The organism is Sinorhizobium meliloti (assembly GCF_017876815.1).
Classification (GTDB): Bacteria; Pseudomonadota; Alphaproteobacteria; order Rhizobiales; family Rhizobiaceae; genus Sinorhizobium; species Sinorhizobium meliloti.
In genome coordinates this window covers 1,232,426-1,258,750 of sequence record NZ_JAGIOS010000001.1, presented here as the reverse complement: position 1 = coordinate 1,258,750, position 26,325 = coordinate 1,232,426, and the positions used below count along the sequence as shown (strand labels likewise).

Here is a 26,325-nt window from a genome sequence, read left to right as displayed (position 1 = left end):
TTCGCTCTCCGACAGTGGGGTTCAGCCGAATTCCAGGCCCATTCGGGCAAGATCGTTCCAGAGACTTTCGGCAAAGCCGCGCAGCACGATGATCTCGAAGGTTTCCGCTCCGACGCGGGTGACATGGGCTGCGATATGGCCGACCAGTGTCACCGCGGATTGACCGATCGGGAATGCGGACGGGTCAAGGTCGAGCGCTGTGCCTTTCGAAAGCGCGCGATGCGCCATCTTTCCCTCGATCCGGATGCGCACGCGGCCGTGGCTCTGATCGACACCGGTGGCGCGCGGTTCGAGGGCGGCAAAGAGGCTCTTCATTTCCTGATGCGGGATAGGTGCGTCGCTGATGATGAACCACTGGTCGGGCGAAACCGGGCGCAAAGCGTGCGGAGCCGCATCGGTGAACCTGCCGAGAAAGGGCACGATGTCCTCCTGACCCGGCCGGGCGAGAACATGGATGATCGTGCCTTCCGGCAGTGGCGAGAGCCTGAAATCGGCGGAAGCGACCGCCTGCCGGCTGCCGAGCGCCGGGCGAAGGGTTGGACGGAATTCAGACATGGAGCCTCTCGTTCTGAGGGTCGAAGAAAACCGGATTGCAGAGACGCGCAGGCGTGGATTCTCCGTGAAGGCCACTCCAGACCAGCACCTCTTCGCCGTGACGGTTGCGGCCGTTCCTGACCAGTGCCAGCGCGATGGTGGATCCGACATGCGGCGAATAGGCGCTCGAGGTGACATAGCCCTCGTCGTTTTCGAGCGTGGCTGCCGCCCCCTTGGCGAGAATGTGCGAGCCGCTGCGGAACGACTGTTGCGGATCGAGCGGCACGACGCCCACCAGCTGCGGCCGGTCGGGCGCGGTCAGCCCCTCCCGCTGAAGCATCGCCTTGCCGACGAAATCCGGTTTGCCGGCCGAAACCATTTTCCCGAAGCCCAGATCGGCCGGCACGATGGTGCCGTTGATCTCGTTGTGCGTCACATGGCCCTTCTCGATGCGCAGAACGCTGAGCGTCTCGACGCCGTAAGGCATGATGCCGTGATCCTTCCCCGCCTCCAGGAGGGCATCGGCGATGCTCTCGCCATAGCCGGCCGGAACCGCAAGTTCGTAGGCGAGTTCGCCGGAGAAGGAAATCCGAAAGAGGCAGCCGTGAAGGGCGCCTCCGAACAGCGAAACCTCCTTCGCTGCAAGAAACGGGAACGCCGCGTCGGATATATCCTCATCGACGATCTTCTGCAGGATCATGCGTGCCTTCGGACCGGCAATCGCCATTTGCGCCCACTGGTCGGTGATGGAGGCGAGACGCACGTCCAGTTGCGGCCAGAGCACCTGCGCACAGAATTCGAGGTGGTTCATGACGCCGGCCGCATAGGCGGTGGTCGTCGTCATGAAAAAGCGGTTCTCCTCGAGGCGGCTGGTCGTGCCGTCGTCGTAGATGAAGCCGTCCTCGCGCAGCATAAGCCCGTAACGCGCCTTTCCGACGGGCAGTTTGAGGAAGGCGTTGCAGTATACGCGATTGAGGAATTCGGCGGCGTCGCTTCCTGTTATCTCGATCTTGCCGAGCATCGAGACGTCGCAGAGTCCGGCATTCTTCCGCACGTTCAGCACTTCTCGCTCGACGCTCTCCCGCCATGTCCGTTCACCGCTCCGCGGAAACCAGGAGGATCGATACCAGAGACCCGTCTCAACGAAGACGGCACCGTGTTTCTTTGCCCAATCATGGAGCGGCGATTTGCGGACCGGCTGGAAATGATGGCCCGTATGCGCGCCGGTCAGCGCACCGAAGGATACCGGCGTGTAGAAAGGGCGGAAGGTCGTCGTCCCGACCTCGGCGGGCGAGACGCCGCGTGCCTTGGCGATCAACCCGATCGCATTGACGTTCGAAAGCTTGCCCTGGTCCGTCGCCATGCCGCTGGTGGTGTAGCGCTTGGCAAGCTCGACATGGCTGTAGCCTTCGCGGACGGCCAGGCCGATATCCTTGAGATGCACGTCGTTCTGGAAATCGACGAAGGCTTTGTCCTTGATACCGGGGATCGACCAGAGCGGGGCAGGGGAACGTATCCCTTCCTCGCTCTCGACCTTCACAACGGCGACCGGGGGGCAGGGCAGACCGAGCTCCCTGACGATGGCTTCAGCGCGGGCGGCGCCTTCGCCGAGGCAGGCAGCGAGGCCCGTCGTCGCTGCTGCACCGCCGGCAACCTCGAGCCCCTTCAAGCTCCCGGGCGCGAGAAATGCCGCCTTTTCCGCAGACCAGACGGGCTTGCCGCCCCGGTGGCAGGCAAGATGGATGATCGGGTCGAAGCCGCCCGCCATGGCGAGCGCATCGACCGCGATCGTTTCGGTCCGACCGCCGTGATGGACTTCGATCGCCGAGATCGCCTTGCCGCCCTTGGTGCCGCAAACCACCGCTTCCCGGACAAGGCGTGCTTTGCCGCGATAGTCGACGCCGGCCGCCGGGCGGCTGTCGACGATGGCGACGACGTCGACGCCCGCGGCCTCGAGCTCCTGCGCGAGCGTATAGCCGGTGTCATTGGTGGTGAAGATGGCGGGCGTCCGGCCCGGGGCGACGCCGTAGCGGTTGAGATAGGCGCGCATCGCGCCTGCCATCATCACGCCCGGACGATCGTTGCCGCCGAAGACGAGCGGGCGCTCTTCGGCGCCTGTCGCAAGCAGGGCCTTTCCGGCAACGATCCGCCACAGCCTCTCGACAGGCAGATGGCTGGCGGGCTCGCGCACATGCTTCTGCACGCGCTCGACCGCGCCGAAGACGTTGCCGTCATACCGGCCGAAGGCGGTCGTCCGTACCAGGACTTGGACATTCGGCATCGACCGCAGTTCGTCGCTCGTGTCGCGGGCGAAATCAGCCGCCGCCTTGCCGTCGATCGTCGCCGTATCGGACAGGAGCGAGCCGCCAGGCAGCGAGCCCTCGTCGACGAGAATGACCCGTGCGCCGGCGCGGCCGGCGGTGAGTGCCGCGGCAAGTCCCGTCGGACCGGCGCCGATGACCAGCAGGTCGCAATGTGCCCAGCTCTTCTCATAGGCGTCGGGATCCGCTTCGTAGCTTGCCTTGCCGAGTCCGGCGGCCCTGCGGATGACCGGTTCGTAGAGCTTCTCCCAGAGCGGCGCCGGCCACATGAACGTCTTGTAGTAGAAGCCGGCGCCGAGGAAAGGTGACAGCAGACCGTTCAGCGCACCGATATCGAAGGCGAGCGAGGGCCAGCGGTTCTGGCTCCGCGCCTCGAGACCCTCGTAGAGCTCCTGCATGGTGGCGCGCGTGTTCGGCTCGGCGCGGCCGCCGCGGCCCACGGTGACCAGCGCGTTCGGTTCGGCGGCCCCCGCCGTCAGGATCCCGCGGGGCCGGTGATATTTGAAGCTGCGGCCGACGAGCATCCGACCGTTCGCAAGCAGTGCCGAGGCGAGCGTGTCGCCTTCCAGGCCCTGCATGGGGCGGCCGTCGAAGGTAAAGGAGAGCGGGACGTTGCGGTCGACAAGACCGCGTTTCGGCAGACGGTAGGAGCTCATTTGCGCGCCTCCGATCGAGCGCGGCCGGCCGCATCGCAGCACGCTGCAATCTCATGCGTCACGGTGTCCCGGGCAACGACGAGCCAGCGGCGGCACCCGGACGTGTGGTGCCAGTATTCCTCGTAGGCGCCGCGCGGGTTCTCGCGCAGGTAGACGTAGTCGAACCAATCGATCGAATCCGCGTCGGCCTCCGGTCGCGACAGGGCCGCGCCCTTGATCGTGAATTCTTCCTTGGGTCTTCGCCCGCAATTCGGGCAGGGCACGAGGCTTGCCATTTGGGATGTTCCTTGGTCCGCGAAATCAGTGAAGGTTGGGCTGAGCGCCCTGTCCCTTTTCGTCGATGAGGAAGCCGCGCTCGAAACGGTCGAGGCGAAAAGCTGCGGCGGTCTTCTGCGGCGCGCCCCGGGCGAGAAGATGGGCGAAGCAGAATCCTGAGGCGGGGGTGGCCTTGAACCCTCCATAGCACCAGCCGGCATTCAGATAGAGATTGTCTATCGGCGTGCGGTCGATGATCGGCGAGCCGTCCATGCTCATGTCCATGATACCGCCCCAGGAACGCAGCACGCGCACCCGCGACAATGCCGGGATCATCGCCTTGCCGGCTTCCGCCACGTGTTCCACGGTCGCGAGGTTGCCGCGCTGGGCGTAGGAGTTGTAGCCGTCGATATCGCCACCGAAGACCAGGCCGCCCTTGTCCGATTGCGAAACGTAGAAGTGCCCGGCTCCGAACGTGACCACGCCGTCGATGAACGGCTTCAGGCCCTCCGACACGAAAGCCTGAAGCACGTGGCTCTCGATCGGCAGGCGCAGTCCGGCCATTTCGGCGACTTGCGAGGAATTGCCGGCCGCCGCCAGCGCCAGCTTTGCACAGCCGATGAAGCCGCGGCTGGTCTCGACGCCGATGACGCGCCCGTTTTCCCGCCTGATCCCGGTCACTTCGCAATTCTGGATGATGTCGACCCCGCGGCTGTCTGCGCCGCGTGCATAGCCCCAGGCGACGGCATCGTGCCGCACGGTGCCGCCGCGGCGCTGCAAGAGCCCGCCCTGAATGGGGAAGCGGGCATTGTCGAAATCGAGGAAGGGCAGCATCTTGCGCACGGCCGCCCGATAAAGGAGTTCCGCGTCCACCCCGTGCAGCCGCATCGCATTGCCGCGCCGCGTGTAGGCGTCGCGCTGAGCGTCGGAATGGAAGAGGTTGAGAACGCCGCGCTGCGAGACCATGGCGTTGAAGTTGAAGTCCTGCTCCAGCCCCTCCCAGAGCTTCATGGAGAGCTCGTAGAACGGGTTGTTGCCGGGGAGCAGGTAGTTCGAGCGGATAATCGTCGTGTTGCGGCCGACATTGCCCGAGCCGATATAGTTCTTTTCCAGCACCGCGACATTGGTGATGCCGAATTCCTTTGCGAGATAGTATGCCGTCGCCAGGCCATGGCCACCGCCGCCGACGATGATCACGTCGTAATGGGGCTTCGGATCGGGCTGGCGCCATGCCGGGGCCCAGTTCCGGTTGCCGCGCAGGCCGTTCAGGAGGATGGAAAGTGCAGAGTAGCGCATGGATGCCGCCCCATAAGTGATCCGAGGGGGCAAGTTAGCATCCGAAACCTCCGGAGAGTTGCAATTTTAGGACCTCCCGATGTAGGAATCGGTCATGGCAGCATCTTCCGACAGCAGGAACGTACAGAGGATCGGCTTTTTGCTGGTGCGCAATTTTGCGCTGATGAGCTACGCATCGGCGACGGAGCCCCTGCGTGCGGCCAATCTCCTTGCCGGCCGGCCGCTCTACCAGATCGTCCCGCTTGCGCCGGGAGGAGGGACCGTCGCTTCATCTTCCGGGCTGTCGGTCGGCTGTGCGGATCTGGAGAGTGAAGGAGAGAGCTGCCATACCGTCTTCGTCTGCGCGGGCGGAGAGCCAACCGACTGGGCGGATACGTCTGCGTCCCACACGACGCTCCGGCGGCTCTCGCGCCTCGGCATTCGCATCGGCGGCATATCGAGCGGGGCTTTCGTGCTTGCCGCAGCGGGCCTGCTCGACAACCGCGACTTCACCATTCATTGGGAACACGCGCCTGCGCTGAAGGAAGCATTTCCCCATCTCAACCCGAGACACGCCCGCTTCGTGCTCGATGGCGGAATTGCCACCTGTGGCGGCGGGGTGGCGCCGCTCGACATGATGCATGCGATGATCGCCGAACGCCTGGGGACCGACTTCGCTCGCCGGGTCAGCGACTGGTATCTGCACGCGGCCGTCGCCGAGCCGGCAGCGCCGCAGCGCGGTTCGGCCGCAGAGCGGTTCGGTACCAACCATCCCGCCCTGCTCGCGGTTCTCGAGAAAATGGAAACTGCGATCGAACGGCCGCTCGACCGGACCGCCATGGCGCGCCTCGCCGGGGTTAGCCCGCGGCATCTCGATCGGCTTTTCCGGGAGCATCGCGGGACCGGCTTTCTCGACACCTACCGGGAGATCCGGCTCCGCCACGCCCGCCGGCTCCTGCAGCAGAGTCCGCTCTCCATCCCGGAGATCGCCTACGCCACCGGCTTTTCGAGCCCCGCGCATTTTTCGAATGCGTTCAAACGCCTGTTTTCGCAGACACCGGGAAGCCTGCGCCGCCGCAGCGGCTCATGAGCGGAGGCATCTGAAATTGCCTACTAAGAAAAAAATATTCTCCCCAGTTGATGGTCCCGCGGCTGCGTGCTAGCATCGTTCCATGCACGAATGGAGGGACTACGCGAATGTGCGGCATTGTTGGTTTGTTTCTGAAAGACAGCAGGCTCGAGCCGCAGCTTGGCCAGCTTCTTTCGGACATGTTGATCACCATGACGGACCGTGGTCCGGACTCGGCCGGGCTGGCCATTTACGGCTCGGCTACCGAGGGGAAGGCGAAGGTGACGATCCAGTCTGCGAAGCCCGAGATCGACTTCGCAGACCTTGAACGGGACCTCGCTGAAGCAGGCGTGCCGGCACGCGTTGCCGTCAAGAGCACTCATGCGGTCGTTGCGATCGCAGCTGCCAGGCTCGCGGATGTCCGTGCCGTTCTCGCCGCCATCCGTCCGGATGTACGCATCATGGGTGCCGGCGACAGCGTCGAGATCTACAAGGAAGTCGGCCTGCCGAAGGATGTCGTCGCACGGTTCGATGTACGCTCGATGGGCGGTTCGCATGGCATCGGCCATACCCGCATGGCTACGGAATCGGCCGTGACCACACTTGGCGCGCACCCGTTTTCCACCGGGTCGGATCAGTGCCTCGTGCATAACGGATCGTTGTCGAACCACAACAATCTGCGCCGGGAACTGATCCGTGAAGGCATTGCCTTCGAGACGCAGAACGACACCGAGGTTGCTGCCGCGTACCTGACGGCGGAAATGGCCAAGGGCAAGGATCTCGGACAGGCCTTGACCGGCGCGCTCGACGACCTCGACGGCTTCTTTACCTTCGTCGTCGGCACCAAGTCGGGCTTCGGCGTCGTGCGCGACCCGATCGCGTGCAAGCCGGCGGTCATGGCCGAAACGGATCGCTATGTCGCATTCGGTTCCGAATACCGGGCGCTGGTCAACCTGCCGGATATCGAGAGCGCGCGCATCTGGGAGCCGGAGCCCGCGACCGTATACTTCTGGGATCATCAGAAGGCCGCCTGACGGGTGATTTCGGCCCCTTTCCAAGGAATTTTCAAGTATGCCTGTTATTGATCTCGCCACCACGCCGCTGCGTGAATTCAATAGGTCCTTGCATAATATTCAGCAGGGCTCGAACGATCTGTCCTACGAAGTCGCCAATCCTCGTGGCAGCCATGCGGTCGCCGTCGGGATCGACGGTCCCGTCGTGGTCGATGTGAACGGCTCCGTCGGCTACTATTGCGCCGGCATGAACGATGGCGGAACGGTCACGGTTCACGGCTCGGCAGGACCGGGCGTCGCGGAAAACATGATGTCCGGCAAAGTCGTGATCGAAGGCGATGCCAGCCAGTATGCGGGCGCTACCGGGCGCGGCGGCCTGCTCGTCATAAAGGGCAATGCGGCGTCGCGCTGCGGCATCTCGATGAAAGGCATCGATATCGTCGTCCACGGAAATATCGGCCATATGTCGGCTTTCATGGGCCAGTCGGGCCACCTCGTCGTGCTCGGCGATGCGGGCGATGCCTTGGGTGACAGCCTCTACGAGGCCAAGCTCTTCGTACGCGGCACGGTCAAGAGTCTCGGCGCCGACTGCATCGAGAAGGAGATGCGTCCGGAGCACCTGCAAAAGCTGGCCGAGCTCCTGGAGAAGGCCGATGTCAAGGATGTCCGGCCGGAAGAGTTCAAGCGCTACGGCTCGGCACGCAAGCTCTACAATTTCAACATCGACAACGCAGACGCGTATTAAAGGCAGGGACCAGTATGAGCTATCACAACCCCTATACCCCGCCGCGCAAGTCCGCGACCTTCGACGACTATACGCTTGCGGAAATCCGCCGTGCGGCTGCGACCGGCATTTATGATATCAGAGGCGCCGGCACCAAGCGCAAGGTCCCGCATTTCGACGACCTTCTCTTTCTCGGCGCATCGATCTCGCGCTATCCGCTCGAAGGCTACCGCGAGAAATGCGACACCTCCGTCGTTCTGGGAACGCGCTTCGCGAAGAAGCCGATCCATCTGAAGATTCCGATCACCATCGCCGGCATGAGCTTCGGAGCACTCTCCGGTCCCGCCAAGGAAGCACTCGGACGCGGTGCGACGGCTTCGGGAACGTCGACCACCACCGGCGACGGCGGTATGACGGATGAGGAGCGCGGTCATTCTCAGACGCTCGTGTATCAGTACCTGCCGTCGCGTTACGGCATGAATCCGAAGGATCTGCGCCGCGCGGATGCGATCGAGGTGGTGGTCGGGCAAGGAGCCAAGCCCGGTGGCGGCGGCATGCTGCTCGGCCAGAAGATCTCCGACAGGGTCGCCAACATGCGCAACCTGCCGAAGGGCATCGACCAACGTTCGGCCTGCCGTCATCCGGATTGGACCGGGCCGGACGACCTCGAGATCAAAATCCTCGAACTGCGCGAGATCACCGACTGGGAGAAGCCGATCTACGTCAAGGTCGGCGGCGCGCGGCCCTATTACGACACGGCGCTCGCGGTCAAGGCCGGTGCGGATGTCGTCGTGCTCGACGGCATGCAGGGCGGGACCGCGGCGACGCAGGACGTCTTCATCGAGAATGTCGGCATGCCGACGCTTGCCTGCATTCGGCCAGCCGTCCAGGCGCTGCAGGATCTCGGCATGCACCGCAAGGTACAGCTCGTCGTGTCCGGTGGTATCCGCTCCGGCGCGGACGTCGCCAAGGCGCTGGCGCTTGGAGCCGACGCAGTGGCCATCGGTACCGCAGCCTTGGTCGCCATCGGCGACAACGACCCGCACTGGGAAGAAGAATACCAGAAGCTCGGCACGACGGCCGGCGCCTATGACGACTGGCACGAGGGCAAGGACCCCGCCGGCATCACGACGCAGGACCCCGAACTGATGAAGCGCCTCGACCCGGTCGCCGCCGGCCGGCGGCTGGCCAACTATCTGAAGGTGATGACGCTCGAAGCACAGACCATCGCCCGTGCCTGCGGCAAGAACCACCTCCACAATCTCGAGCCGGAGGATCTGTGCGCGCTGACGATGGAAGCCGCAGCCATGGCGCAGGTGCCGCTCGCGGGAACGAGCTGGTATCCTGGCAAAGGTACCTTTTGAATGAAAGGATGACGGGCCGCACTTGAGAGGGTGCGGCCCTTTCTTTTGAAATTGAGTGTCGGAATCCAAAAGGGGAACGAAGTGACACTGGATCTCTCCACATTCGCCCGCGAAAAGGGCGTCAAATATTTCATGATCAGCTACACCGATCTCTTCGGCGGGCAGCGTGCCAAACTGGTTCCCGCGGAAGCGATCGCCGACATGCAGAAGGGCGGCGCAGGCTTCGCAGGTTTTGCCACCTGGTTCGATCTCACGCCTGCGCATCCCGATCTCTTCGCTCTCCCGGATGCGTCCGCGGTCATCCAGCTCCCCTGGAAGAAGGACGTCGCCTGGGTGGCGGCAGACTGCATCATGGACGACGCGCCCGTGGAACAGGCACCGCGCGTGGTGCTGAAGAAGCTCGTCGCCGAGGCGGCCCAGGAAGGGCTTCGCGTCAAGACCGGCGTCGAACCGGAGTTCTTTCTGATCTCGCCGGATGGATCGAAGATTTCCGACACGTTCGATACGGCGGAAAAGCCTTGCTATGACCAGCAGGCGATCATGCGCCGCTACGACGTGATCGCCGAGATCTGCGACTACATGCTCGAACTCGGATGGAAGCCCTACCAGAACGACCATGAGGATGCGAACGGCCAGTTCGAGATGAACTGGGAGTATGACGACGCGCTCCGGACCGCCGACAAGCACTCCTTCTTCAAGTTCATGGTGAAGTCGATCGCCGAGAAGCACGGGCTGCGCGCGACCTTCATGCCGAAGCCGTTCAAGGGTCTGACGGGCAACGGTTGCCATTGCCACATTTCGGTCTGGGATCTGGCAGGCGAGGTGAATGCCTTTGCCGACAACAAGGCGGAGTTCGGCCTTTCAGCCGAGGGACGCCACTTCCTGGGCGGCATCATGAAACATGCAAGCGCGCTCGCCGCGGTCACCAATCCGACGGTCAACTCCTACAAGCGCATCAACGCGCCGCGCACGATCTCCGGCGCGACCTGGGCGCCGAATTCGGTGACCTGGACCGGCAACAACCGCACCCACATGGTGCGCGTTCCCGGCCCCGGCCGTTTCGAGCTGCGCCTGCCGGACGGCGCCGTCAATCCCTATCTCCTGCAGGCGATCATCATTGCGGCCGGCCTTTCGGGCGTTCGCTCCAAAGCCGATCCCGGCCGTCACTACGACATCGACATGTACAAGGACGGCCACAAGGTAACCGATGCACCGAAGCTTCCGCTGAACCTGCTCGACGCATTGCGGGAATACAATCGGGACGAGGAGTTGCAGGAGGCCTTGGGACGAGAGTTCTCCGCGGCCTATCTGAAACTCAAGCAAGGCGAGTGGAACACCTATTGTTCGCAATTCACCGAATGGGAACACCAAACCACGCTCGACGTGTAGACTAGAATCTCCACAGGAGCCTTGCGGCCATCCCCGTGCCTCGGCACGGGGATTTTTGACGTCGATCGCGGCGTGAGCGGCACGTGAGGAACTTAACGTCCCTTCAGCTCTTCCGGGCCATGACCGTACGGATGCGCGCACGGCGGTAGGCGTCGGGGATCGACAGGGCCCAGACGAAAATGCCGCCCGCATGCCGTCCGATGAAGGAACGGTCCGGTGGCGCCGTCATGTAGGTGATCACCGAAAAGAATACGACGAAAAAGGCAAAGGCCAAGCCCCGAGCCGCGTCGCGCAAGGCGACATGGCCGGCCCCAGGCAACACCGCAGCCAGCATCAGCACCAGATAGGGATTGATCGGCTTGGCCACGGCGACCTCCTCAGCAATTCGAAACTACGCACTCCCGGTCCGAAAACCGCTGAATACTTCTGGAAATGCCCCCGCCGACGGCGGCAGCGAATAAGCGGGCTCATCGTCCGCCAGCCATCCGCTCAGGGCCTCTGCTTCGGCGATCGTCCGGCGTATCACCTCGGGCGCAATGGCCGTGATTGAAAAGTGCGCCTGCCGCAACAGCAGATGGGCGCCGCGTTGCCCCTGCGCCGCCTGGCGGACCAGCCGCACGCCGCGTGGAGTGATCGCGGCCTCCTTGAGCGTGGGATCGGCAAACAGCTTGGCGAACATGGCCGCGGCGCGTTCGACCTGCCGGCGCGATGCGTTGCCGTCGCCGCGCATCAGGAGGGCGGCCCCGCTGGGCGGCGGGATCAACAGATGCGGCATCTCGTGCACCAGCGAGTAGAATTCGGCGCCGGTCGGCCGCGCCAGCGCACCGATCTTGAGCCTGGCACAGGGGCTCGTTTCAAGCAAAGTGAGCTTCAGCCACAGTTGCGGCAATCGGCGGCAGACCAGCGTGTCGGGGACGAGTTCGACCCTTACCTGCCGCCCGTCGTCCAGCCTGCCGGCGAGGATCGGAAAATGATCTGCGCCGTGAGTTATGCGGGCGCCGGGAAAGTGCCGCGCCGCGTCGTCCAGAAGGCCGCGGCGCTCGGCGATGGCGGCCCGGCGGTCGCGGACCGCGCGAACGCTCATCCATATGCCGGAAGCTATTGCGAAGGCAGAGAAGGCAATTGTGGTGATCATACGATCGCCCTGGCTTGGTCGGCGGCTTCTGCGCGGGAAGCGCTCCGGACAGTTTCAGAAGCAGCCGGAGCGCGCGATCCGAAACGGGCGGCGCGCTCCAACCGATCAATAGCCGTGTGGCTTTGGCCACGGCATCGTGAACTGATCGCCGCGGCGTACGAACTTGTAGCGCCGGAAGTGAAACCACAGCGAAGCCACGATGTAGAAGCACATCATCGCGCTGAGCTGCGTGCCGTAGCCCAGGAACACGGCGAAATAGGCGGTCGAGCACAGAATGAGCAGCACGACCGTCGGTAAAGGATGAAACGGGTGCACGTAGCCGCGCTTGATCCTGCCGAGCGGCCACTTGTTTCGGAACATCACCATGTTGAAGGTCATGAAGGTGTAGCCGAGCAGACCCGACAGGATCGAGAAGGTCACGACCTGGTCGAGCGGGGCGCCGAGCGCGAAGATGAGCGCGATCGGGACCAGGAATACGATCGCGCGATAGGGCGTGCGGTAGACCGGATGGACGGCACCGAACCAGCTTGGCAGATAACGGTCACGGCTCATCGAGAACCAGGCGCGGGAAGCGTCGTTGATGCAGCCGTTGGCGGAGGCGAGCGTGGCGAATGCCGTGCCGACGAAGAGCAGGACCATCAGTCCGGTGCTGCCGGTGACGCGGGCGGCGTCGAACAAAGGCGTGCCGGCCTGGCCAAGATATTCCCACGGCATCAGGCCGGAGCAGATATACCAGGTCATGGTCGCCGCGATCAGCAGCGTCATGATGCCGGCCATCGTGCCGTAGGGAAGCGAGCGGGCAGGAGAGCGCACCTCCTCGGCCGCCTGGCAGGTACCCTCGATGCCGAGATAGTACCAGAGCCCGAAATGCAGCGATGCCACGATGCCCACCCAGCCATAGGGTAGCGGATCGGAGGTGATGGCCGAAAAATCGAGCGGCACCGCCGAGGCACCGAACTGCACCGATACGAACAACGCCACGATCGCAAGGAAGGCGATGGCGGTGATCACCAGGTTGAAGGTCAGGGTGGCGAGCACGCCGCGATAGTTGAGCCACGCCAGGAACATGATCGCGAGAACGATGAAGGGTTGCTGATTGAGTCCGGTCTGGCCCTGCATTCCGGCCACGGTATCGAGCAGGAAGCCGACCGTGATGGCGTTGGCGGCTTCGAGCATGGTATAGGCCATCACAAGGAAGAGGCCGACATTGAAGGCCATCAGCGGCCCGACGATGTGCTTGGCCTGAGCGTACTGGCCGCCGGCCGCGGCGACCGTCGAAGTCACTTCCGAGTCGATCATGGCGACGCAGGTGTAGAGCAGGCCGGCCACCCAGCAGGCCATCAGGCCGGCGATCATGCCGCCTTTGCCCACCGAGAAATTCCAGCCCATATATTCGCCGACGAGCACGATGCCGACGCCGAGTGCCCAGACGTGAGCAGGCCCCAGCACCCTCAGCAGGCGCAGCCGGTCCGGCTCGGGTGCGGCGGATGTAGTATCGTCCATTTGCCGTCCTCCCCTCAGATCTCGTGGCGCTCTGCCGTCGCCTCGATCTCGCCTTCGCGAGAAGAGATCAGCAGTTCGTTGTCGTAAGTGGTGTCGATGCGGACGAGGTCGGCGAGCATCAGCACGCCGAACAGCGCCGAAAGCGCCCAGGCCGCGTATTCGAGTATGTCCCACATGGCCGCCGCCTCCCTAGTGTCGTTCCGTGCCGAAGCGCTCTTCGATCACTTCGCGGTATTCCCTGTCGGAAAGCCGAACCACCATCACGAAATAGCCGATGACGAGCACGGCCATGACGATGAGCGAGGCCCAGCTGAAGCTGTAGTCGAAGCGCGCGGTGATGATGTCGTTGGCGGCCGCCGGATCGGTGATGCCGAGCGCGGCCCACTGCTGCTGCTCGGTGGCGTTCTGGCCGAGCGCTTCCCAGGTCGGATCGGGGATTGGATCGGGCACCTTGGCCGCGCCCGCAAGGCCGAGATAGAGCGGTATGTAGAGCGCTCCGATGGTCAGCACGAGCAACGTGATCACGTCGAAGATCTGGCCTGCAAAGCTCTGTTTCGGAGGTTCGTATGCCATGATACCTCCTAGCGGCTTTGCGGGCGCATCTCATCGAGATGCTTGAGATCGAGGCTGTAGATGAAGTGCTTGTCTTCTTCGTAATGTCGCAGCATGGCAACGATGGCGGCTGTGTTGAAGAGCAGCACCAGGCCGCAGGCGACCGTCAGGATGACGGCGATGGCGGGCGTTGCGATGTAGGGCCAAACGGTAAACAGCGCGAAGAGCAGGGTGCACCAGAGGACCACGACGAAGGCCGTAAGGCAGACGCGGTCACGTCTGTGCATTGCATCGATACGCTGGCTGAAGCTCGCATCTTCGCCAAGCTTGCTTAGTGTCGCTTCCATTCGCTTTCCTCCTCCAATGTTTCCTCCTCCGGGTGGTTTTTCGTTCCTTGTAATTTCGATGCGGGAAGTCGGCCGTTTTCTGCTTAGAAAAAATATTTGCCTAACAGGAATGTCAGGCAAAGCGAAACCACTGTCAAGTGACGCTGTCCACGCCTCTTCACGCGCACCATATCGCCGGAGCAGGCATAGGCTGCAGTGGGAGTTGATCTTCTACTCAGGGCGGAATACTTCCTCGCCCACGCGGGTATAGCGTTGTGAACCACGCAGAAATATTTACTATCAGTAAAAACAAAGCGAGATTGGCATGGGCAGGGAAAACGCGGAAAAGCACCGGAACTCGAAGAAGAACGGCAAGGCGGCGACAAGCGCCGGCGGCGCGCGCAAGACGGCGGCGGAGTTGGCACGTGTCACGCTGACCCAGGATCCGCATGCAATCCGCGACACCCGTGAAAAGGTGCTGGAAGTCGCGATCGGCCATGAAGTGCGTGCCTTCCGCAAGAAGCTCGGCATCACAGTAGCCGACGTCGCCTCCGCGACCGATATTTCGGTCGGCATGCTGTCGAAGATCGAGAACGGCAACACATCGCCGTCGCTCACGACTTTGCAGACGCTGTCGCGGGCGCTCGGCGTGCCGATCACCGCCTTCTTCCGCCGTTTCGAGGAGGAGCATAGCGCCGTGTTCGTCAAAGCGGGGGAAGGCGTCGACGTCGAGCGGCGCGGCACCCGCGCCGGCCACCAGTACAACCTCCTCGGCCATATCGGATCGAACACCTCCGGCGTCGTCGTCGAGCCTTATCTCATCACGTTGACCGAAGACTCGGACGTCTTTCCGACATTTCAACACGATGGCCTGGAGTTCCTCTACATGCTGGAAGGCGAGGTGGTCTACCGGCATGGCAACAATCTTTACCGCATGACTCCGGGGGACAGTCTGTTCTTCGACGCCGACGCGCCGCACGGGCCGGAAGAACTGACCACGCTGCCGATCCGGTATCTGTCTATCATTTCCTATCCGCGCGGCCGCGGAGAGGACTGAGGCGCACGGCAGAGCGTCGCTTCTGCCGCATCTCTTCTCACCCACGCTCCGTTTTCCGGCACGCGCTGAAAGCGAAAAAGTTGCCTGAGGAGAAATATATTTTCCTGTGGATTGATTTCGTCGATCTGCTCTGGTAGCAATTTGCGACGTCGACAACGGGGATGGGATCGACACCCGTGCGCGCGAACGGCGAGGGAAGAGAAATGAACATGCAGAATTTCGTTCTGACCGTGTCCTGCAAGTCAACGCGTGGCGTAGTTGCGGCGCTATCGGGATATCTGGCCGAGCAGGGCTGCAATATCGCCGACAGCTCGCAGTTCGACGATCTGGATACCGGCAAGTTCTTCATGCGCACCAGCTTCATCTCGGAGGAGCGGGTTGGCCTTGCGGCTCTCGAGGAAGGGCTGAAGCCGATCGCCTCGAAGTTCGAGATGGAGACGGCTCTCCACGAACAGTCCGAGCGCATGAAGGTGCTGCTCATGGTGTCGCGCTTCGGCCATTGCCTGAACGATCTTCTCTACCGCTGGAAGATCGGCGCCTTGCCGATCGACATCGTCGGCGTCGTTTCCAACCACTTCGACTACCAGAAGGTGGTCGTCAACCACGACATCCCCTTCCACCACATCAAGGTGACGAAGGAGAACAAGCCCAAGGCCGAAGCCCAGCTGATGGACGTCGTCGAGCAGACCGGCGCCGAGCTGATCGTGCTGGCCCGCTACATGCAGGTGCTTTCGGATGCGCTCTGCAAGAAGATGTCGGGGAAGATCATCAACATCCACCACTCCTTCCTGCCGTCGTTCAAGGGGGCGAACCCCTATAAGCAGGCCTATGAGCGCGGCGTGAAGCTGATCGGCGCGACGGCGCATTACGTCACCGCCGATCTCGACGAGGGCCCGATCATCGAGCAGGATATCGCCCGCATCACCCATGCGCAGTCGGCCGAGGATTATGTCTCGATCGGCCGCGACGTCGAAAGCCAGGTGCTGGCCCGGGCCGTGCACGCCCATATCCACCACCGCTGCTTCATCAACGGCAACCGCGTCGTCGTCTTCCCGCCGAGCCCGGGTTCCTACGCCTCTGAACGGATGGGCTGAGGCCGATCGAGGCCGAGACCCGCCTTACTCCAACGCCGCCATTACCGCCCATCGCGCCAGAGCGGGAAGCCGCACCAACGCGTGCGAATCGCTGCCGCAGCGGCGCGACAAAAATAATCGGGCCGGCTTGCTTCCCCGCGGAATTCTGAATATATTCAGGAAATAAATATTCCGTATGGGAAAAAAGAGGGAACGAAATGGCTTTATCTTGGCGTTTCTCCGCCTTGGCGGATCGGCATCGCGCTCTCGGATCGAAACTGGAGGACTGGAGCGGCATGGGAACCGCCTGGACCTACGAGAAGGACATGTCCGAAGAGCATGTCGCGATCCGCACGAAGGCCGGGATCATGGACGTTTCCGGCCTGAAGAAGGTGCACCTGGTCGGTCCGCATGCCATCGCCGTGCTCGACTACATCACCACCCGCGACATGACGAAGATCTATCCCGGACGCTCCGTCTATGCCTGCATGCTGAACGATCGCGGCCATTTCACCGACGACTGCATCGTGTACCGCACCGGTCCGAATTCCTGGATGCTGGTTCACGGCTCCGGCTCCGGCTACGAGGAGATCGTGAAGCAGGCTGCGGGCCGCAACTGCGCAGTCCTGTTCGACGACGACCTGCATGATCTCTCGCTGCAGGGCCCGCTTGCGGTCGACTATCTCGCAAAATATGTGCCGGGCATCCGCGACCTTAAATATTTCCACCACATGCAGACGACGCTCTTCGGCGCGCCCGTCATGATCTCGCGCACCGGCTATACCGGAGAGCGTGGTTATGAAATCTTCGTGCGCGGGCAGGATGCGGTCATGATCTGGGATCGCATCGTCGCGGAAGGCAAGGAGATGGGCATCATCCCCTGCTGTTTCAGCGTGCTCGACATGCTGCGGGTCGAAAGCTACCTGCTCTTTTATCCTTACGACAATTCGCAGATGTATCCCTTCGCCGACCAGCCGCCCGGCGACAGCCTTTGGGAACTCGGCCTCGATTTCACCGTCAGCCCCGGCAAGACGGGCTTCCGTGGTGCCGAGGAGCATGCGCGCCTGAAAGGCAGGGAACGCTTCAAGATCTTCGGCATGCTGATCGATGCCGACGGTCCGGCGGATCTCGGCGACGAAGTCTATGCCGAGGGCAAGAAGGTCGGGGTGATCACCTGCCCGAGCTATTCGACGCTGACGAAGAGATCCATGGCGATTGCCCGTTTGGACGTCGACAAGGCCGTCCAGGGCGCGAAGCTCGAGGTGCACGGCAAGAACCTCAATGCCAGAGCGATCGCCCACACGCTGACCTTCGACGATCCGGAGAAGAAAAAGAGGACGGCCGTGGGCTAGGGAGGCGGCCATGCTTGTCGAAGGCATTAAGAGCCGTCCGGTCTATACGGGACTTTCCATCCAGCCGCGCGCCCGGCGGCACATCTTCGCACTGGAAGGGGAGGGCGCCCATGCCCTCCTCGACCGGAAGCCGGCACTCGACGAGACGGCGCTTTCCCGCAGCGAGATCCTCTATGTCGCGCGCGGCTCGCAGGGCAAGGGAAACGACGAGGCGCTGCGCGCGCTTGGCGCCGATTTGTTCTTCGCAGCCCCGACGATCGCGACGTTGCTCTTCCGCCTCAGGGGGAAGCTGACGACCGCCCATATGGGGACGCGGCTTTATATCGCCGGCACGGAGGGTTTCATCGGCCAGGCGATGATGGTGGCGCTCGATCACGGCATGGACCATGCCTCGATCATCACCGAACACCGCGGCTCGCTGGCGCGCCGCGTGCAATGTGTCCACTGCAAAGGCGTCACCGAGGACGTCACCCACAGCCCCTTTCCCTGCGGCCATTGCGGTCTGCCGCTTCTCGTACGCGACCATTACTCGCGGCGCCTCGGCGCCTTCCAGGGCGTCAATATCGATGCGGAGGAACCCGGCAGCGCGCCTGATCCGGAGGAGTTGTTCCTGTGAGCGGTGGTACTGAAATTCCCGTCCGAGTGACCCGCGTGACGCCGGTCGCTCATCGCATCAAACGATTTCGCTTCGAGCGCCTCGACGGCCGGCCGATGCCCTATTTCTCCGGTGGCGCCCACGTCATCGTTTCGATGAACGACAATGGTCACGTGCGGCGCAATGCCTATTCGCTGATGTCGGCGCCATATGATTGCTCGGCCTACGAGATCAGCGTGCTGCATGTCGAGGATTCCCGCGGCGGCTCGTCCTTCATGCACGAGAAGGTGCGCGAAGGCGACGAAATGAGGGTATCGCATCCCGTCAACCTGTTTCAGCCGGATTGGCGCGGCCGAAAGCATCTGCTGATTGCCGGCGGCATCGGGATCACGCCCTTCATCGCCATGATGGAGCAGTTTGCCCGCGAAGGCGCCTGTTTCGAAATGCATTATGCCATTCGAACGCGCGACCGCGGCGCATATTGCGAGGACCTCGTCGCCCGCTACGGATCGCATCGGGTGAAGATCTATTGCGATGCCGAAGACAGTCGCATTCCGGTCGCCCGCTTGCTCGACAGCCAGCCGCTCGGCACGCATCTCTATGTCTGCGGTCCCGCGGGCATGATCGACGGCGTACTCAAGACCGGGCTGGAGGCTGGCTGGCCGGAGCAGAACCTGCATTCCGAGCGCTTTCTGTCCTCCCAGCCCGGCAAGCCCTTTTCGATCGAGCTGACGCGCTCCGGCAAGACCGTCCATGTCGGTCATCACGAGAGCATGCTGGAGGCGATCGAGGCGGCCGGAATCGATGCGCCCTTTCTCTGTCGCGGCGGTGCCTGCGGGCAGTGCGAAACGATGGTCGCCCTCTGCGACGGGAGGCTGCTGCACAACGACGTCTATCTGACCGACGAAGAAAAGGCTTCCGGCCGAAAGGTGATGCTCTGCGTCTCCCGATTCGAGGGAAAGGCTTTGCATCTCGACCTCTAGAGCCGTTCCAGGAAAACCGTCCAACAGTTTTCCGCCCAGAAATGCGTAGTTCAAAGACTTGGATTGTTCGACGAAACGATCCATCGGGCCGATCAGGAGGAGAACGGGCATGGCAATCGCCTTCAAGCAGGAAACGTTCCGGGACGACTTCAGCTATCGCAACAGTCCGGAAAACATCCGGCGCTTTCCGTTTCCCTTCGACCGCGACGAATACATGTACGCGGTCAACATGGAACCGCATGTGAAGGGGCAGAAGGGCACTGCCTTCGAAAGCCTGATCGACGTCGATGAGCACTACGTCGCCGAGATGCACGATCGGGCCCTGGTTCTGAAAGAGGATCCGCTGCGCTACCAGGCGTTGCCCCATATGATGACGGCCCAATGGGATACGCTGGAACTTCTGATGGAGGAGCAGGCCGCCGGCTTCTCCGAACATTTCACGCTCATCAGGAACGGCGATCAATGGCGCTGGATCAACCGGCCGCTCGGCATCGACGACACCTTCACCTTCGGCGATCGCTCGACGCTGCCCTATGAACCGCTCGAATACATCACCCGCCAGGCGCAGGGGGATTTCTGCATCGTAGACCAGCGCGACGGCAATCTCTGGATGGATGCCGGCATGGTCACGACCCAGGCCGACTGGTCGCTCGATTTCGACATCGGCATGAACTTCATGGAATGGCACGGCCCGGTGCCGCTCGCCCATCAGATGGGCGTCTTCGACCGCGCACTGAAATTCCTCCTGAACCTGCAGCAGGGCAAGCCTACGCGCCGTTTCAACTGGACGATGACGATCAATCCGCGCCTCGATACCAGCCCGGAAAACTACCATAAATGGGGACCCGACCGCGCGACGGTCACACCGGAAAACGTCGGCGAGAAGGTACATCTGCGCGTCGAGGTGCAGAGCCTGTGGCGCCTGCCGCGCTCGAACGCCATCCTCTTCGTCATCCGCTGCTATCTGATGAATATGAACGAGCTCGTGACGGTGCCTAAATGGGCGCGCCGCTTTCCGCGCGTGCTCAGCACGCTGCCGCCCGAGCTCATCGATTACAAGGGCCTGACGCGCTATCGCCAGACGACGATCGACTGGCTTTCGAAATTCGACGACGGCGCGCCGACCAGTCCCGGCACATTCCCGGATTGACGCCGTTTCCAGCGCCAAGACGACTGCATGCAATTGCAACTTCACAAAAGCAAAAGGGGAATGCGTCATGACAAGAGTTGCCGTCATCGGTGCCGGTCCATCGGGCCTCGCCCAGTTGCGGGCCTTCCAGTCGGCCGCCCAGAAGGGTGCCGAGATTCCGGAGATCGTCTGCTATGAAAAGCAGTCCGATTGGGGAGGGCTGTGGAACTATACCTGGCGCACCGGGCTGGACGAATATGGAGAGCCGGTGCATGGCAGCATGTATCGCTACCTCTGGTCGAACGGTCCGAAGGAATGCCTGGAATTCGCGGACTACACCTTCGAGGAGCACTTCGGCAAGCCGATCGCCTCCTACCCGCCGCGCGCGGTGCTGTGGGATTATATCAAGGGCCGTGTGGAGAAGGCGAATGTACGCGACTGGGTGCGTTTCAATACGCCGGTGCGCATGGTGCATTTCGACGAAGAGACGAAGAAATTCACGGTTACCGCTCATAACCGCCTCGAAGACCGCATGTATGACGAGGAATTCGACTACGTCGTCGTTGCGAGCGGCCACTTCTCGACACCGCACGTCCCCTATTTCGAAGGCGTGAAAACCTTCAACGGCCGCGTTCTGCACGCCCACGATTTCCGCGATGCATTGGAATTCAAGGGTAAGGACGTTCTCATCGTCGGCCGGAGCTACTCGGCCGAGGATATCGGTTCGCAATGCTGGAAGTATGGGGCGAAATCGGTAACGACGAGCTACCGCTCAAAGCCGATGGGCTTCAACTGGCCGGAAAATTTCGAGGAACGGCCGCTGCTGACGAAGCTCGAAAACAAGACGGCTCATTTCGCGGACGGCTCGACGAAGGAAGTGGACGCGCTGATCCTGTGCACCGGCTACCAGCACCATTTTCCGTTTCTGCCGGATGAACTCAGGCTCAAGACCGCCAACCGCCTTTGGGCCGACCATCTCTACAAGGGCGTGGTCTTCGACAAGAATCCGCAGCTTTTCTACATCGGTATGCAGGATCAGTTCTATACCTTCAACATGTTCGACGTGCAGGCCTGGTGGGCGCGCGACGTCATGATGGGCCGCATCGCGCTGCCGCCGGAAGAGGAACTGAAGGCCAATTTCGACATGTGGCGCGCCCGCGAGGAAACGCTCGAGCATGCCGAGGAGATGATCTGGTATCAGGGCGACTATGTGAAGGAGCTACTGGCCGAAACCGATTATCCGAGCTTCGATATCGAAGGGGTCAACCGGACCTTCATGAAGTGGGAGCACCACAAGGCGGAAAACATCATGGGTTTTCGCGACAATGCCTATCGTTCGCTGATGACGGGCAATATGTCGCCCAAGCATCACACGCCTTGGGTGGAAGCGCTCGACGACTCCCTGGAGGAATATCTGCGCGCTTGACGATCTTCGGCTCGGCGCATGCCCTTCCCACCTGTGGGAGGGGCTAAATTCCACTTGCGCGGCCGGCAAGGCGTAGAGAGGATTTCCCAAATCGGTTCAGGAGCGCGGCCGCTTCTTCTGCGGATCGTAGTGCGACAGCGGCACGACGATTGCGGGCAGGCGCTTCTGCTGGCCGTCGAGCTTGCCGATCTCCACCTGCGTACCGACCGTCGCATGCGTAACGTCGATCCGGGCAAGCGCGATCGTCTTGCCGAGGACCGGTGAGCGGGTGGCACTGGTGATGACGCCGATCTGCGCGCGTCCGACATGCACGCAGTCGCCGTGGCCGACCGCCTCGTTCGCCTGTATGTCGAGGCCGACCATCAAGTGGCGCGGGTTTTCCTTGCGGCGGATCAGCGCTTCGCGGCCGATGAAATCGTCATGCTTGGACTTCAGTGGCACCGTGAAGCCGATACCGGCCTCGAACGGGTCGGTCTGATCGTCGAAGTCGTAATGAGCGAAGATCAGGCCCGCCTCGATGCGGACCATGTCGAGCGCTTCCAGCCCCATCGGCCTCAGCCCATGCGGCTCGCCGGCCCGCCAGACCGCGTCGAAAACGGTCAGGGCGTCTTTTGGGTGACAGAATATCTCGTAGCCGAGCTCGCCGGTATAGCCGGTGCGCGAGACGACGATGGGCGCCCCCTCGAAGCCTCCGATGCGACCGACCGCGAAACGGAACCATTCGAGCTCGCCGATCGTGGGCTGACGCGGTGCCGTCCAGACGATCTCCTTGAGGATGTCGCGGCTCTTCGGGCCCTGAACGGCAATATTGTGCATCTGATCGGTCGAGGAACGTACCCAGGCCCTGAAGCCTTTCTTCTCCGCCTGCTCGCGCAGCCAGATGCCGCTGTAATCGTCCCCGCCGATCCAGCGGAAGTTCTTGTCGCCGAGGCGGAAAAGGGTGCCGTCGTCGATCATGCCGCCATGCTCGTAGCACATCGCGGAATAGACGACCTGCCCGGTCGAAAGCTTGCGCACGTCGCGCGTCAGGCAATATTGCAGCAATTCCTCGGCATCCGGACCGGTGACCTCGAACTTGCGCAAAGGCGAGAGATCGATCACTGCCGCCCTTTCCCGGCAGGCCCAGTATTCCTCGACCGGCCCCGCCGACGAAAACCGGTTCGGCAGCCAATAGCCGCGATATTCAGCGTAGTCTCGCGTCAGCGCCGAGAAACGGGGGTGAAAGGCGGTTTCACGCGTCAGTTCGGGATCGGCATCGGGTGTCATGCGATAGGCTACCGCTCGTGAGAATTGCTCTTTTCCGGAAAAGGTCCGGACGTGGATGTCGGTCGGATCCCAGCCGTTTGCCGCGTCGATATCGTCGGGGCAGGAGGAGGAGACGCAGACGAGGTCGGTCAGGGCCCGCATCAGCACGTAGTCGCCCGGACGCGACCAGGGCTCATCGAGATAGAGCTGATTGTTGTGGTCGATATCGGTGTTGTAGAAATAGTTGAGCGCCTCCCAGCCCTTGCGGCCGGGAATGCCATAAGGCGCAAGCGCCGCGTTGAAATTGTCGGTACAGTTGACGTGGCCGGGATAGCCCATGTCATCGTAATAGCGCGAATTGCAGGCGGTGGCGAAAGCGTCGTGACGGCCAACCGTGTCCTGCACGATCTCCACCAGCGGCTCGAAATCGCGATCGAAAGCCTTGGAGGGCAGGCCCGGCGCCGGGTAGCTGCGCCCGAGCAGGGTACGGGTGACGGTTGAGTCGAGAGCCAGGTCGAGGCCCTTGTCGACCTTGCGGGCGGCAAAGGCCTGAAAGTCCGTGCACTGGCGGCCATAGACGTCGATGATCTGTATGAATTCTCCGGCCCGCACGAAATACGCCGAAGCGGTTGCAGCCTTGATGCGGATGTCTTCGATCGGATCGGCAAGCGGCTCCGGCAAGGCGGAGGAATAGTCGCGGACCACCCTGCTGCGGCGGACCCTGACCTCGATGGGCGTTGCCGTGTCCTGTGCCTCGGGCGACATCGCCTCTGCAGGCGCGGCAACGATCAGCAGCCCCTTCAGCGCGATCGTGAATTCGACCCTGCTGCCCGGCGTGGACCGTTCCCCGAAGATGCGGAGCGCGCCGGCCGTAGCCAGATCCGCACCGCGGCGCCGAAGCGCGCTTCGAATGCGCAGCGTGCCCGCTTCTTCGCGGGAGAGAATGGTCTTGAGGCCCTCGGCGGCATTGGTGAACGCCGCGCCGAGGCCTGCCGCCTGGAAGCGGCCGCTTTCGTCAACGAAGGAAAGCTCGCATGCCTGGCCGCCCTCCGCATCGGTGACCGTCACCAGGTCTCCCGCTTCGACGCGTACGACCAGCGAGCCGCCACCCTTGCATCGGTATCGTTCAGTGTCCTTCGGCAGCGCCGGAACGCCCGGATAGCGGATAATGCTCGCCGAAACGGGCCTCCCCCCAAGCATCCCAGGATGGCGATTTTCCATAGCACCCTCGCGGCCGAATGTTGGCCCCTGCCCGGATCATGCTGGCAAAATACCGAACTGAAGTAAAGGAGATATATTGACTATGAAGAAACTTTCTTCACTATGCATAAACGGCCGGATCTGAATTCAATGCATAAATGGGGCACCAAGACATCGGGCCGGCTGCCGTGGGAGGCACGTTCAGGGAGACGTATCGAAGAACACGTCCGGAACAAATAAAAGGGGAATTCAGCGATGACAGATGTGGTGAACGCCGGCATTGCTGCCGGCACCGAGGGGAAGCTTATACGCGCGCTCGACTGGAAGGGCGCTTTCTGGGTGGCAGCTGGCGTGCCGCCGCTCGTGCTCTTCTCCATCGGCGGCATTGCCGGCACGACCGGCAAGCTGGCCTTCGCGGTCTGGATCATTTCGATGGTCATGGGCTTCCTGCAATCCTTCACCTATGCGGAAATCGCCGGGATGTTCGCCAACAAGTCCGGCGGCGCCTCGATCTATGGAGCGACCGCATGGCTGCGCTATTCGAAATTCATCGCGCCGCTTTCCGTCTGGTGCAACTGGTTCGCCTGGTCGCCGGTGCTCTCGCTCGGCTGCGTGATCGCCGCGGGCTATATCCTCAATGCCCTCTTCCCGATTCCGGCGGCGGACTCGCAGGCGGTGCTCGACTGGATCGGCGCCCATGCCGCCTCCGTCACCGCCGATAGCCCCCGTGTCGCCGAGTATATCGCGGCCCATGCCGGCACCCCGCCGGAGGATGCCGTCAAGGCGGTTCTCGCAGCCGACGGCGTAGCGGCGCTGACGCCCATGATCCGCAACTGGTCGTTGGTCAGCTTCAGCATACCCTTCCTCGCCACGGCCAATATCAACGCCACATTCCTGATCGGCGGCATCCTGATGCTGATCATCTTCGCGATCCAGCATCGCGGCATCGCCGGGACCGCCAGCGTTCAGAAGTGGCTCGCTATGCTCGTCCTCATTCCCTTGCTGATCATCGGCATCTATCCGATCGTCAGCGGCCATATCGTTGCCTCCAACGTCACCGGCCTCGTGCCACCGACGGCCGCCTATTCCGGCGAGGACGGCACCTGGAGCAATGGCGGCTGGACGCTCTTTCTCGGCGGCCTCTATATCGCCGCCTGGTCGACTTACGGGTTCGAGACGGCGGTCTGCTATACGCGCGAACTGAAGAACCCGCGGACCGACACCTTCAAGGCGATCTTCTATTCCGGCCTCGTCTGCTGCCTGTTCTTCTTCCTCGTACCCTTCGCCTTCCAGGGGGTGCTTGGTCATGCCGGCATGCTGGCGCCCGGCATCATCGACGGCACGGGTGTGGCCGAGGCGCTCGGGGGCCTGATCGGCGCCGGCCGTATCGTCACCCAGCTTCTCGTCGTTCTGATGATTCTCGCGCTCTTCCTCGCCATCATGACGGCGATGGCCGGTTCCTCGCGCACGCTTTACCAGGGCTCGAAGGACGGCTGGCTGCCGAAATATCTCAACCATGTGAACGAGAACGGCGCGCCGACCCGGGCCATGTGGACCGACTTCGCTTTCAATCTGTTCCTGCTTGCCATCGCCTCGGACGTCGGCGGCTACTTCTTCGTGCTCGCCGTCTCCAATGTCGGCTACATCATCTTCAACTTCCTGAACCTCAACTCCGGCTGGATCCACCGTATCGACTCCGGCCATATCGAGCGGCCCTGGAAGGCGCCGACCTGGCTGATCGGCCTGAACACCGTGCTGGCCTTCGTGAACGCGCTCTTCCTGGGCGCCGGCGCCAAGGTCTGGGGCTACTCCAATGCGTTGTGGGTCGGCTTCATCTTCGCCGCGCTCATCCTGCCGGTCTTCGCCTATCGCCACTACTTTCAGGATCGCGGCAGGTTCCCGCTCGAAGCCATGGAGGATCTCGGCCTCTCCGGGCAGAACCTCGGCGTCAGGAAGGCGGGCATGTTACCCTATCTGGCGCTCGGCGGAGGCCTCGCCATCGTGCTGTTTGCCAACTGGTTCTTCCAGCTGCCGGCCTGAACTCGGGGGCAGTGGCACGTTCTGCATCAGACCCTGCGATCGATACACAGAAAAAGGCCCGCTTCGGCGGGCCTTTTGTGATGGTATGTCCGGTCGCGGAAGTGCGTCC

At 62.6% G+C, this 26,325-nt stretch carries 24 protein-coding genes; 13 read left to right on the top strand and 11 right to left on the bottom strand.

The window, feature by feature from the left end:
- Nucleotides 1–21: 21 nt before the first annotated feature.
- The 4 genes from JOH52_RS06025 to JOH52_RS06010 are packed head-to-tail and all read right to left on the bottom strand — an operon-like array spanning nucleotide 22 to nucleotide 5,062.
- On the bottom strand, nucleotides 22–555 hold the full coding sequence (locus tag JOH52_RS06025; protein ID WP_010968343.1) for a sarcosine oxidase subunit gamma family protein: 534 nt from the start codon (nucleotides 553–555) through the stop codon (nucleotides 22–24).
- Nucleotides 548–3,511, bottom strand: coding sequence for a sarcosine oxidase subunit alpha (locus JOH52_RS06020; protein ID WP_107010385.1), 2,964 nt, complete (start codon nucleotides 3,509–3,511; stop codon nucleotides 548–550). The genes JOH52_RS06025 and JOH52_RS06020 overlap by 8 nt, the downstream gene beginning before the upstream one ends.
- On the bottom strand, nucleotides 3,508–3,786 hold the full coding sequence (locus tag JOH52_RS06015) for a sarcosine oxidase subunit delta (RefSeq protein WP_010968345.1): 279 nt from the start codon (nucleotides 3,784–3,786) through the stop codon (nucleotides 3,508–3,510). Before JOH52_RS06015 ends, JOH52_RS06020 begins: the two co-directional genes overlap by 4 nt.
- Before the next feature lie 25 nt (nucleotides 3,787–3,811).
- The gene (locus JOH52_RS06010; RefSeq protein ID WP_003536326.1) at nucleotides 3,812–5,062 is read right to left on the bottom strand and encodes a sarcosine oxidase subunit beta; all 1,251 of its coding nucleotides are present in this window, start codon (nucleotides 5,060–5,062) and stop codon (nucleotides 3,812–3,814) included.
- Between the two features lie 94 nt (nucleotides 5,063–5,156).
- Here JOH52_RS06010 and JOH52_RS06005 point away from each other — a divergent pair, with 94 nt between their 5' ends.
- From JOH52_RS06005 to glnT, 5 genes are all read left to right on the top strand, one after another.
- Nucleotides 5,157–6,131, top strand: a complete 975-nt coding sequence (locus JOH52_RS06005) for a GlxA family transcriptional regulator (RefSeq protein ID WP_003536327.1) — start codon at nucleotides 5,157–5,159, stop codon at nucleotides 6,129–6,131.
- A gap of 107 nt (nucleotides 6,132–6,238) precedes the next feature.
- Nucleotides 6,239–7,144, top strand: coding sequence for a class II glutamine amidotransferase (locus JOH52_RS06000; protein ID WP_003536328.1), 906 nt, complete (start codon nucleotides 6,239–6,241; stop codon nucleotides 7,142–7,144).
- A 37-nt stretch (nucleotides 7,145–7,181) separates the two neighbouring features.
- Complete coding sequence (locus tag JOH52_RS05995; RefSeq protein WP_003536329.1) at nucleotides 7,182–7,868, top strand: GltB/FmdC/FwdC-like GXGXG domain-containing protein; 687 nt, start codon at nucleotides 7,182–7,184, stop codon at nucleotides 7,866–7,868.
- Between the two features lie 14 nt (nucleotides 7,869–7,882).
- A complete protein-coding gene (locus tag JOH52_RS05990; RefSeq protein WP_010968347.1) occupies nucleotides 7,883–9,211 on the top strand; it encodes an FMN-binding glutamate synthase family protein in 1,329 nt (442 codons plus the stop codon).
- An 81-nt stretch (nucleotides 9,212–9,292) separates the two neighbouring features.
- Entirely contained in the window at nucleotides 9,293–10,600 is a 1,308-nt protein-coding gene (gene glnT / locus JOH52_RS05985; RefSeq protein WP_003532529.1) for a type III glutamate--ammonia ligase, read from the top strand.
- 103 nt (nucleotides 10,601–10,703) lie between these two features.
- On the opposite strand, the gene JOH52_RS05980 is transcribed toward glnT, so the two are convergent.
- From JOH52_RS05980 to JOH52_RS05955, 6 genes are all read right to left on the bottom strand, one after another.
- Nucleotides 10,704–10,967: a hypothetical protein gene (locus tag JOH52_RS05980; RefSeq protein ID WP_003532527.1), complete on the bottom strand. Its 264-nt coding sequence runs from the start codon at nucleotides 10,965–10,967 to the stop codon at nucleotides 10,704–10,706.
- A 24-nt stretch (nucleotides 10,968–10,991) separates the two neighbouring features.
- A complete protein-coding gene (locus JOH52_RS05975; RefSeq protein ID WP_013844967.1) occupies nucleotides 10,992–11,735 on the bottom strand; it encodes a hypothetical protein in 744 nt (247 codons plus the stop codon).
- Between the two features lie 105 nt (nucleotides 11,736–11,840).
- Complete coding sequence (locus tag JOH52_RS05970) at nucleotides 11,841–13,238, bottom strand: APC family permease (protein ID WP_003532523.1); 1,398 nt, start codon at nucleotides 13,236–13,238, stop codon at nucleotides 11,841–11,843.
- 14 nt (nucleotides 13,239–13,252) lie between these two features.
- Complete coding sequence (locus JOH52_RS05965; RefSeq protein ID WP_003532521.1) at nucleotides 13,253–13,414, bottom strand: hypothetical protein; 162 nt, start codon at nucleotides 13,412–13,414, stop codon at nucleotides 13,253–13,255.
- Between the two features lie 13 nt (nucleotides 13,415–13,427).
- Nucleotides 13,428–13,811 carry a hypothetical protein gene (locus JOH52_RS05960; protein WP_003532519.1) on the bottom strand — a complete coding sequence of 128 codons (384 nt, stop codon included), beginning with the start codon at nucleotides 13,809–13,811 and terminating at the stop codon, nucleotides 13,428–13,430.
- A gap of 8 nt (nucleotides 13,812–13,819) precedes the next feature.
- On the bottom strand, nucleotides 13,820–14,137 hold the full coding sequence (locus JOH52_RS05955) for a hypothetical protein (RefSeq protein ID WP_003532516.1): 318 nt from the start codon (nucleotides 14,135–14,137) through the stop codon (nucleotides 13,820–13,822).
- A 304-nt stretch (nucleotides 14,138–14,441) separates the two neighbouring features.
- On the opposite strand from JOH52_RS05955, the gene JOH52_RS05950 reads away from it, so the two are divergent.
- The 7 genes from JOH52_RS05950 (at nucleotide 14,442) to JOH52_RS05920 (ending at nucleotide 21,731) form a co-directional block, all read left to right on the top strand.
- Nucleotides 14,442–15,173 (top strand): helix-turn-helix domain-containing protein, encoded by a 732-nt coding sequence (locus JOH52_RS05950; RefSeq protein WP_003532514.1) that lies wholly within the window; start codon nucleotides 14,442–14,444, stop codon nucleotides 15,171–15,173.
- 209 nt (nucleotides 15,174–15,382) lie between these two features.
- On the top strand, nucleotides 15,383–16,267 hold the full coding sequence (gene purU / locus JOH52_RS05945; protein ID WP_003532511.1) for a formyltetrahydrofolate deformylase: 885 nt from the start codon (nucleotides 15,383–15,385) through the stop codon (nucleotides 16,265–16,267).
- A 197-nt stretch (nucleotides 16,268–16,464) separates the two neighbouring features.
- Complete coding sequence (locus JOH52_RS05940) at nucleotides 16,465–17,598, top strand: aminomethyl transferase family protein (RefSeq protein ID WP_013844968.1); 1,134 nt, start codon at nucleotides 16,465–16,467, stop codon at nucleotides 17,596–17,598.
- A 10-nt stretch (nucleotides 17,599–17,608) separates the two neighbouring features.
- Nucleotides 17,609–18,214: a dimethylamine monooxygenase subunit DmmA family protein gene (locus tag JOH52_RS05935; protein ID WP_013844969.1), complete on the top strand. Its 606-nt coding sequence runs from the start codon at nucleotides 17,609–17,611 to the stop codon at nucleotides 18,212–18,214.
- The gene (locus tag JOH52_RS05930; protein WP_013844970.1) at nucleotides 18,211–19,176 is read left to right on the top strand and encodes a PDR/VanB family oxidoreductase; all 966 of its coding nucleotides are present in this window, start codon (nucleotides 18,211–18,213) and stop codon (nucleotides 19,174–19,176) included. Before JOH52_RS05935 ends, JOH52_RS05930 begins: the two co-directional genes overlap by 4 nt.
- Before the next feature lie 109 nt (nucleotides 19,177–19,285).
- On the top strand, nucleotides 19,286–20,326 hold the full coding sequence (locus tag JOH52_RS05925) for a heme-dependent oxidative N-demethylase family protein (RefSeq protein ID WP_014529981.1): 1,041 nt from the start codon (nucleotides 19,286–19,288) through the stop codon (nucleotides 20,324–20,326).
- A 67-nt stretch (nucleotides 20,327–20,393) separates the two neighbouring features.
- The gene (locus JOH52_RS05920; RefSeq protein ID WP_003532501.1) at nucleotides 20,394–21,731 is read left to right on the top strand and encodes an NAD(P)-binding domain-containing protein; all 1,338 of its coding nucleotides are present in this window, start codon (nucleotides 20,394–20,396) and stop codon (nucleotides 21,729–21,731) included.
- 96 nt (nucleotides 21,732–21,827) lie between these two features.
- On the opposite strand, the gene JOH52_RS05915 is transcribed toward JOH52_RS05920, so the two are convergent.
- The gene (locus JOH52_RS05915) at nucleotides 21,828–24,197 is read right to left on the bottom strand and encodes a trimethylamine N-oxide demethylase (RefSeq protein WP_010968355.1); all 2,370 of its coding nucleotides are present in this window, start codon (nucleotides 24,195–24,197) and stop codon (nucleotides 21,828–21,830) included.
- A gap of 234 nt (nucleotides 24,198–24,431) precedes the next feature.
- Here JOH52_RS05915 and JOH52_RS05910 point away from each other — a divergent pair, with 234 nt between their 5' ends.
- Nucleotides 24,432–26,216: a trimethylamine N-oxide permease gene (locus JOH52_RS05910; RefSeq protein WP_010968356.1), complete on the top strand. Its 1,785-nt coding sequence runs from the start codon at nucleotides 24,432–24,434 to the stop codon at nucleotides 26,214–26,216.
- The last annotated feature ends 109 nt before the right edge of the window (nucleotides 26,217–26,325 follow it).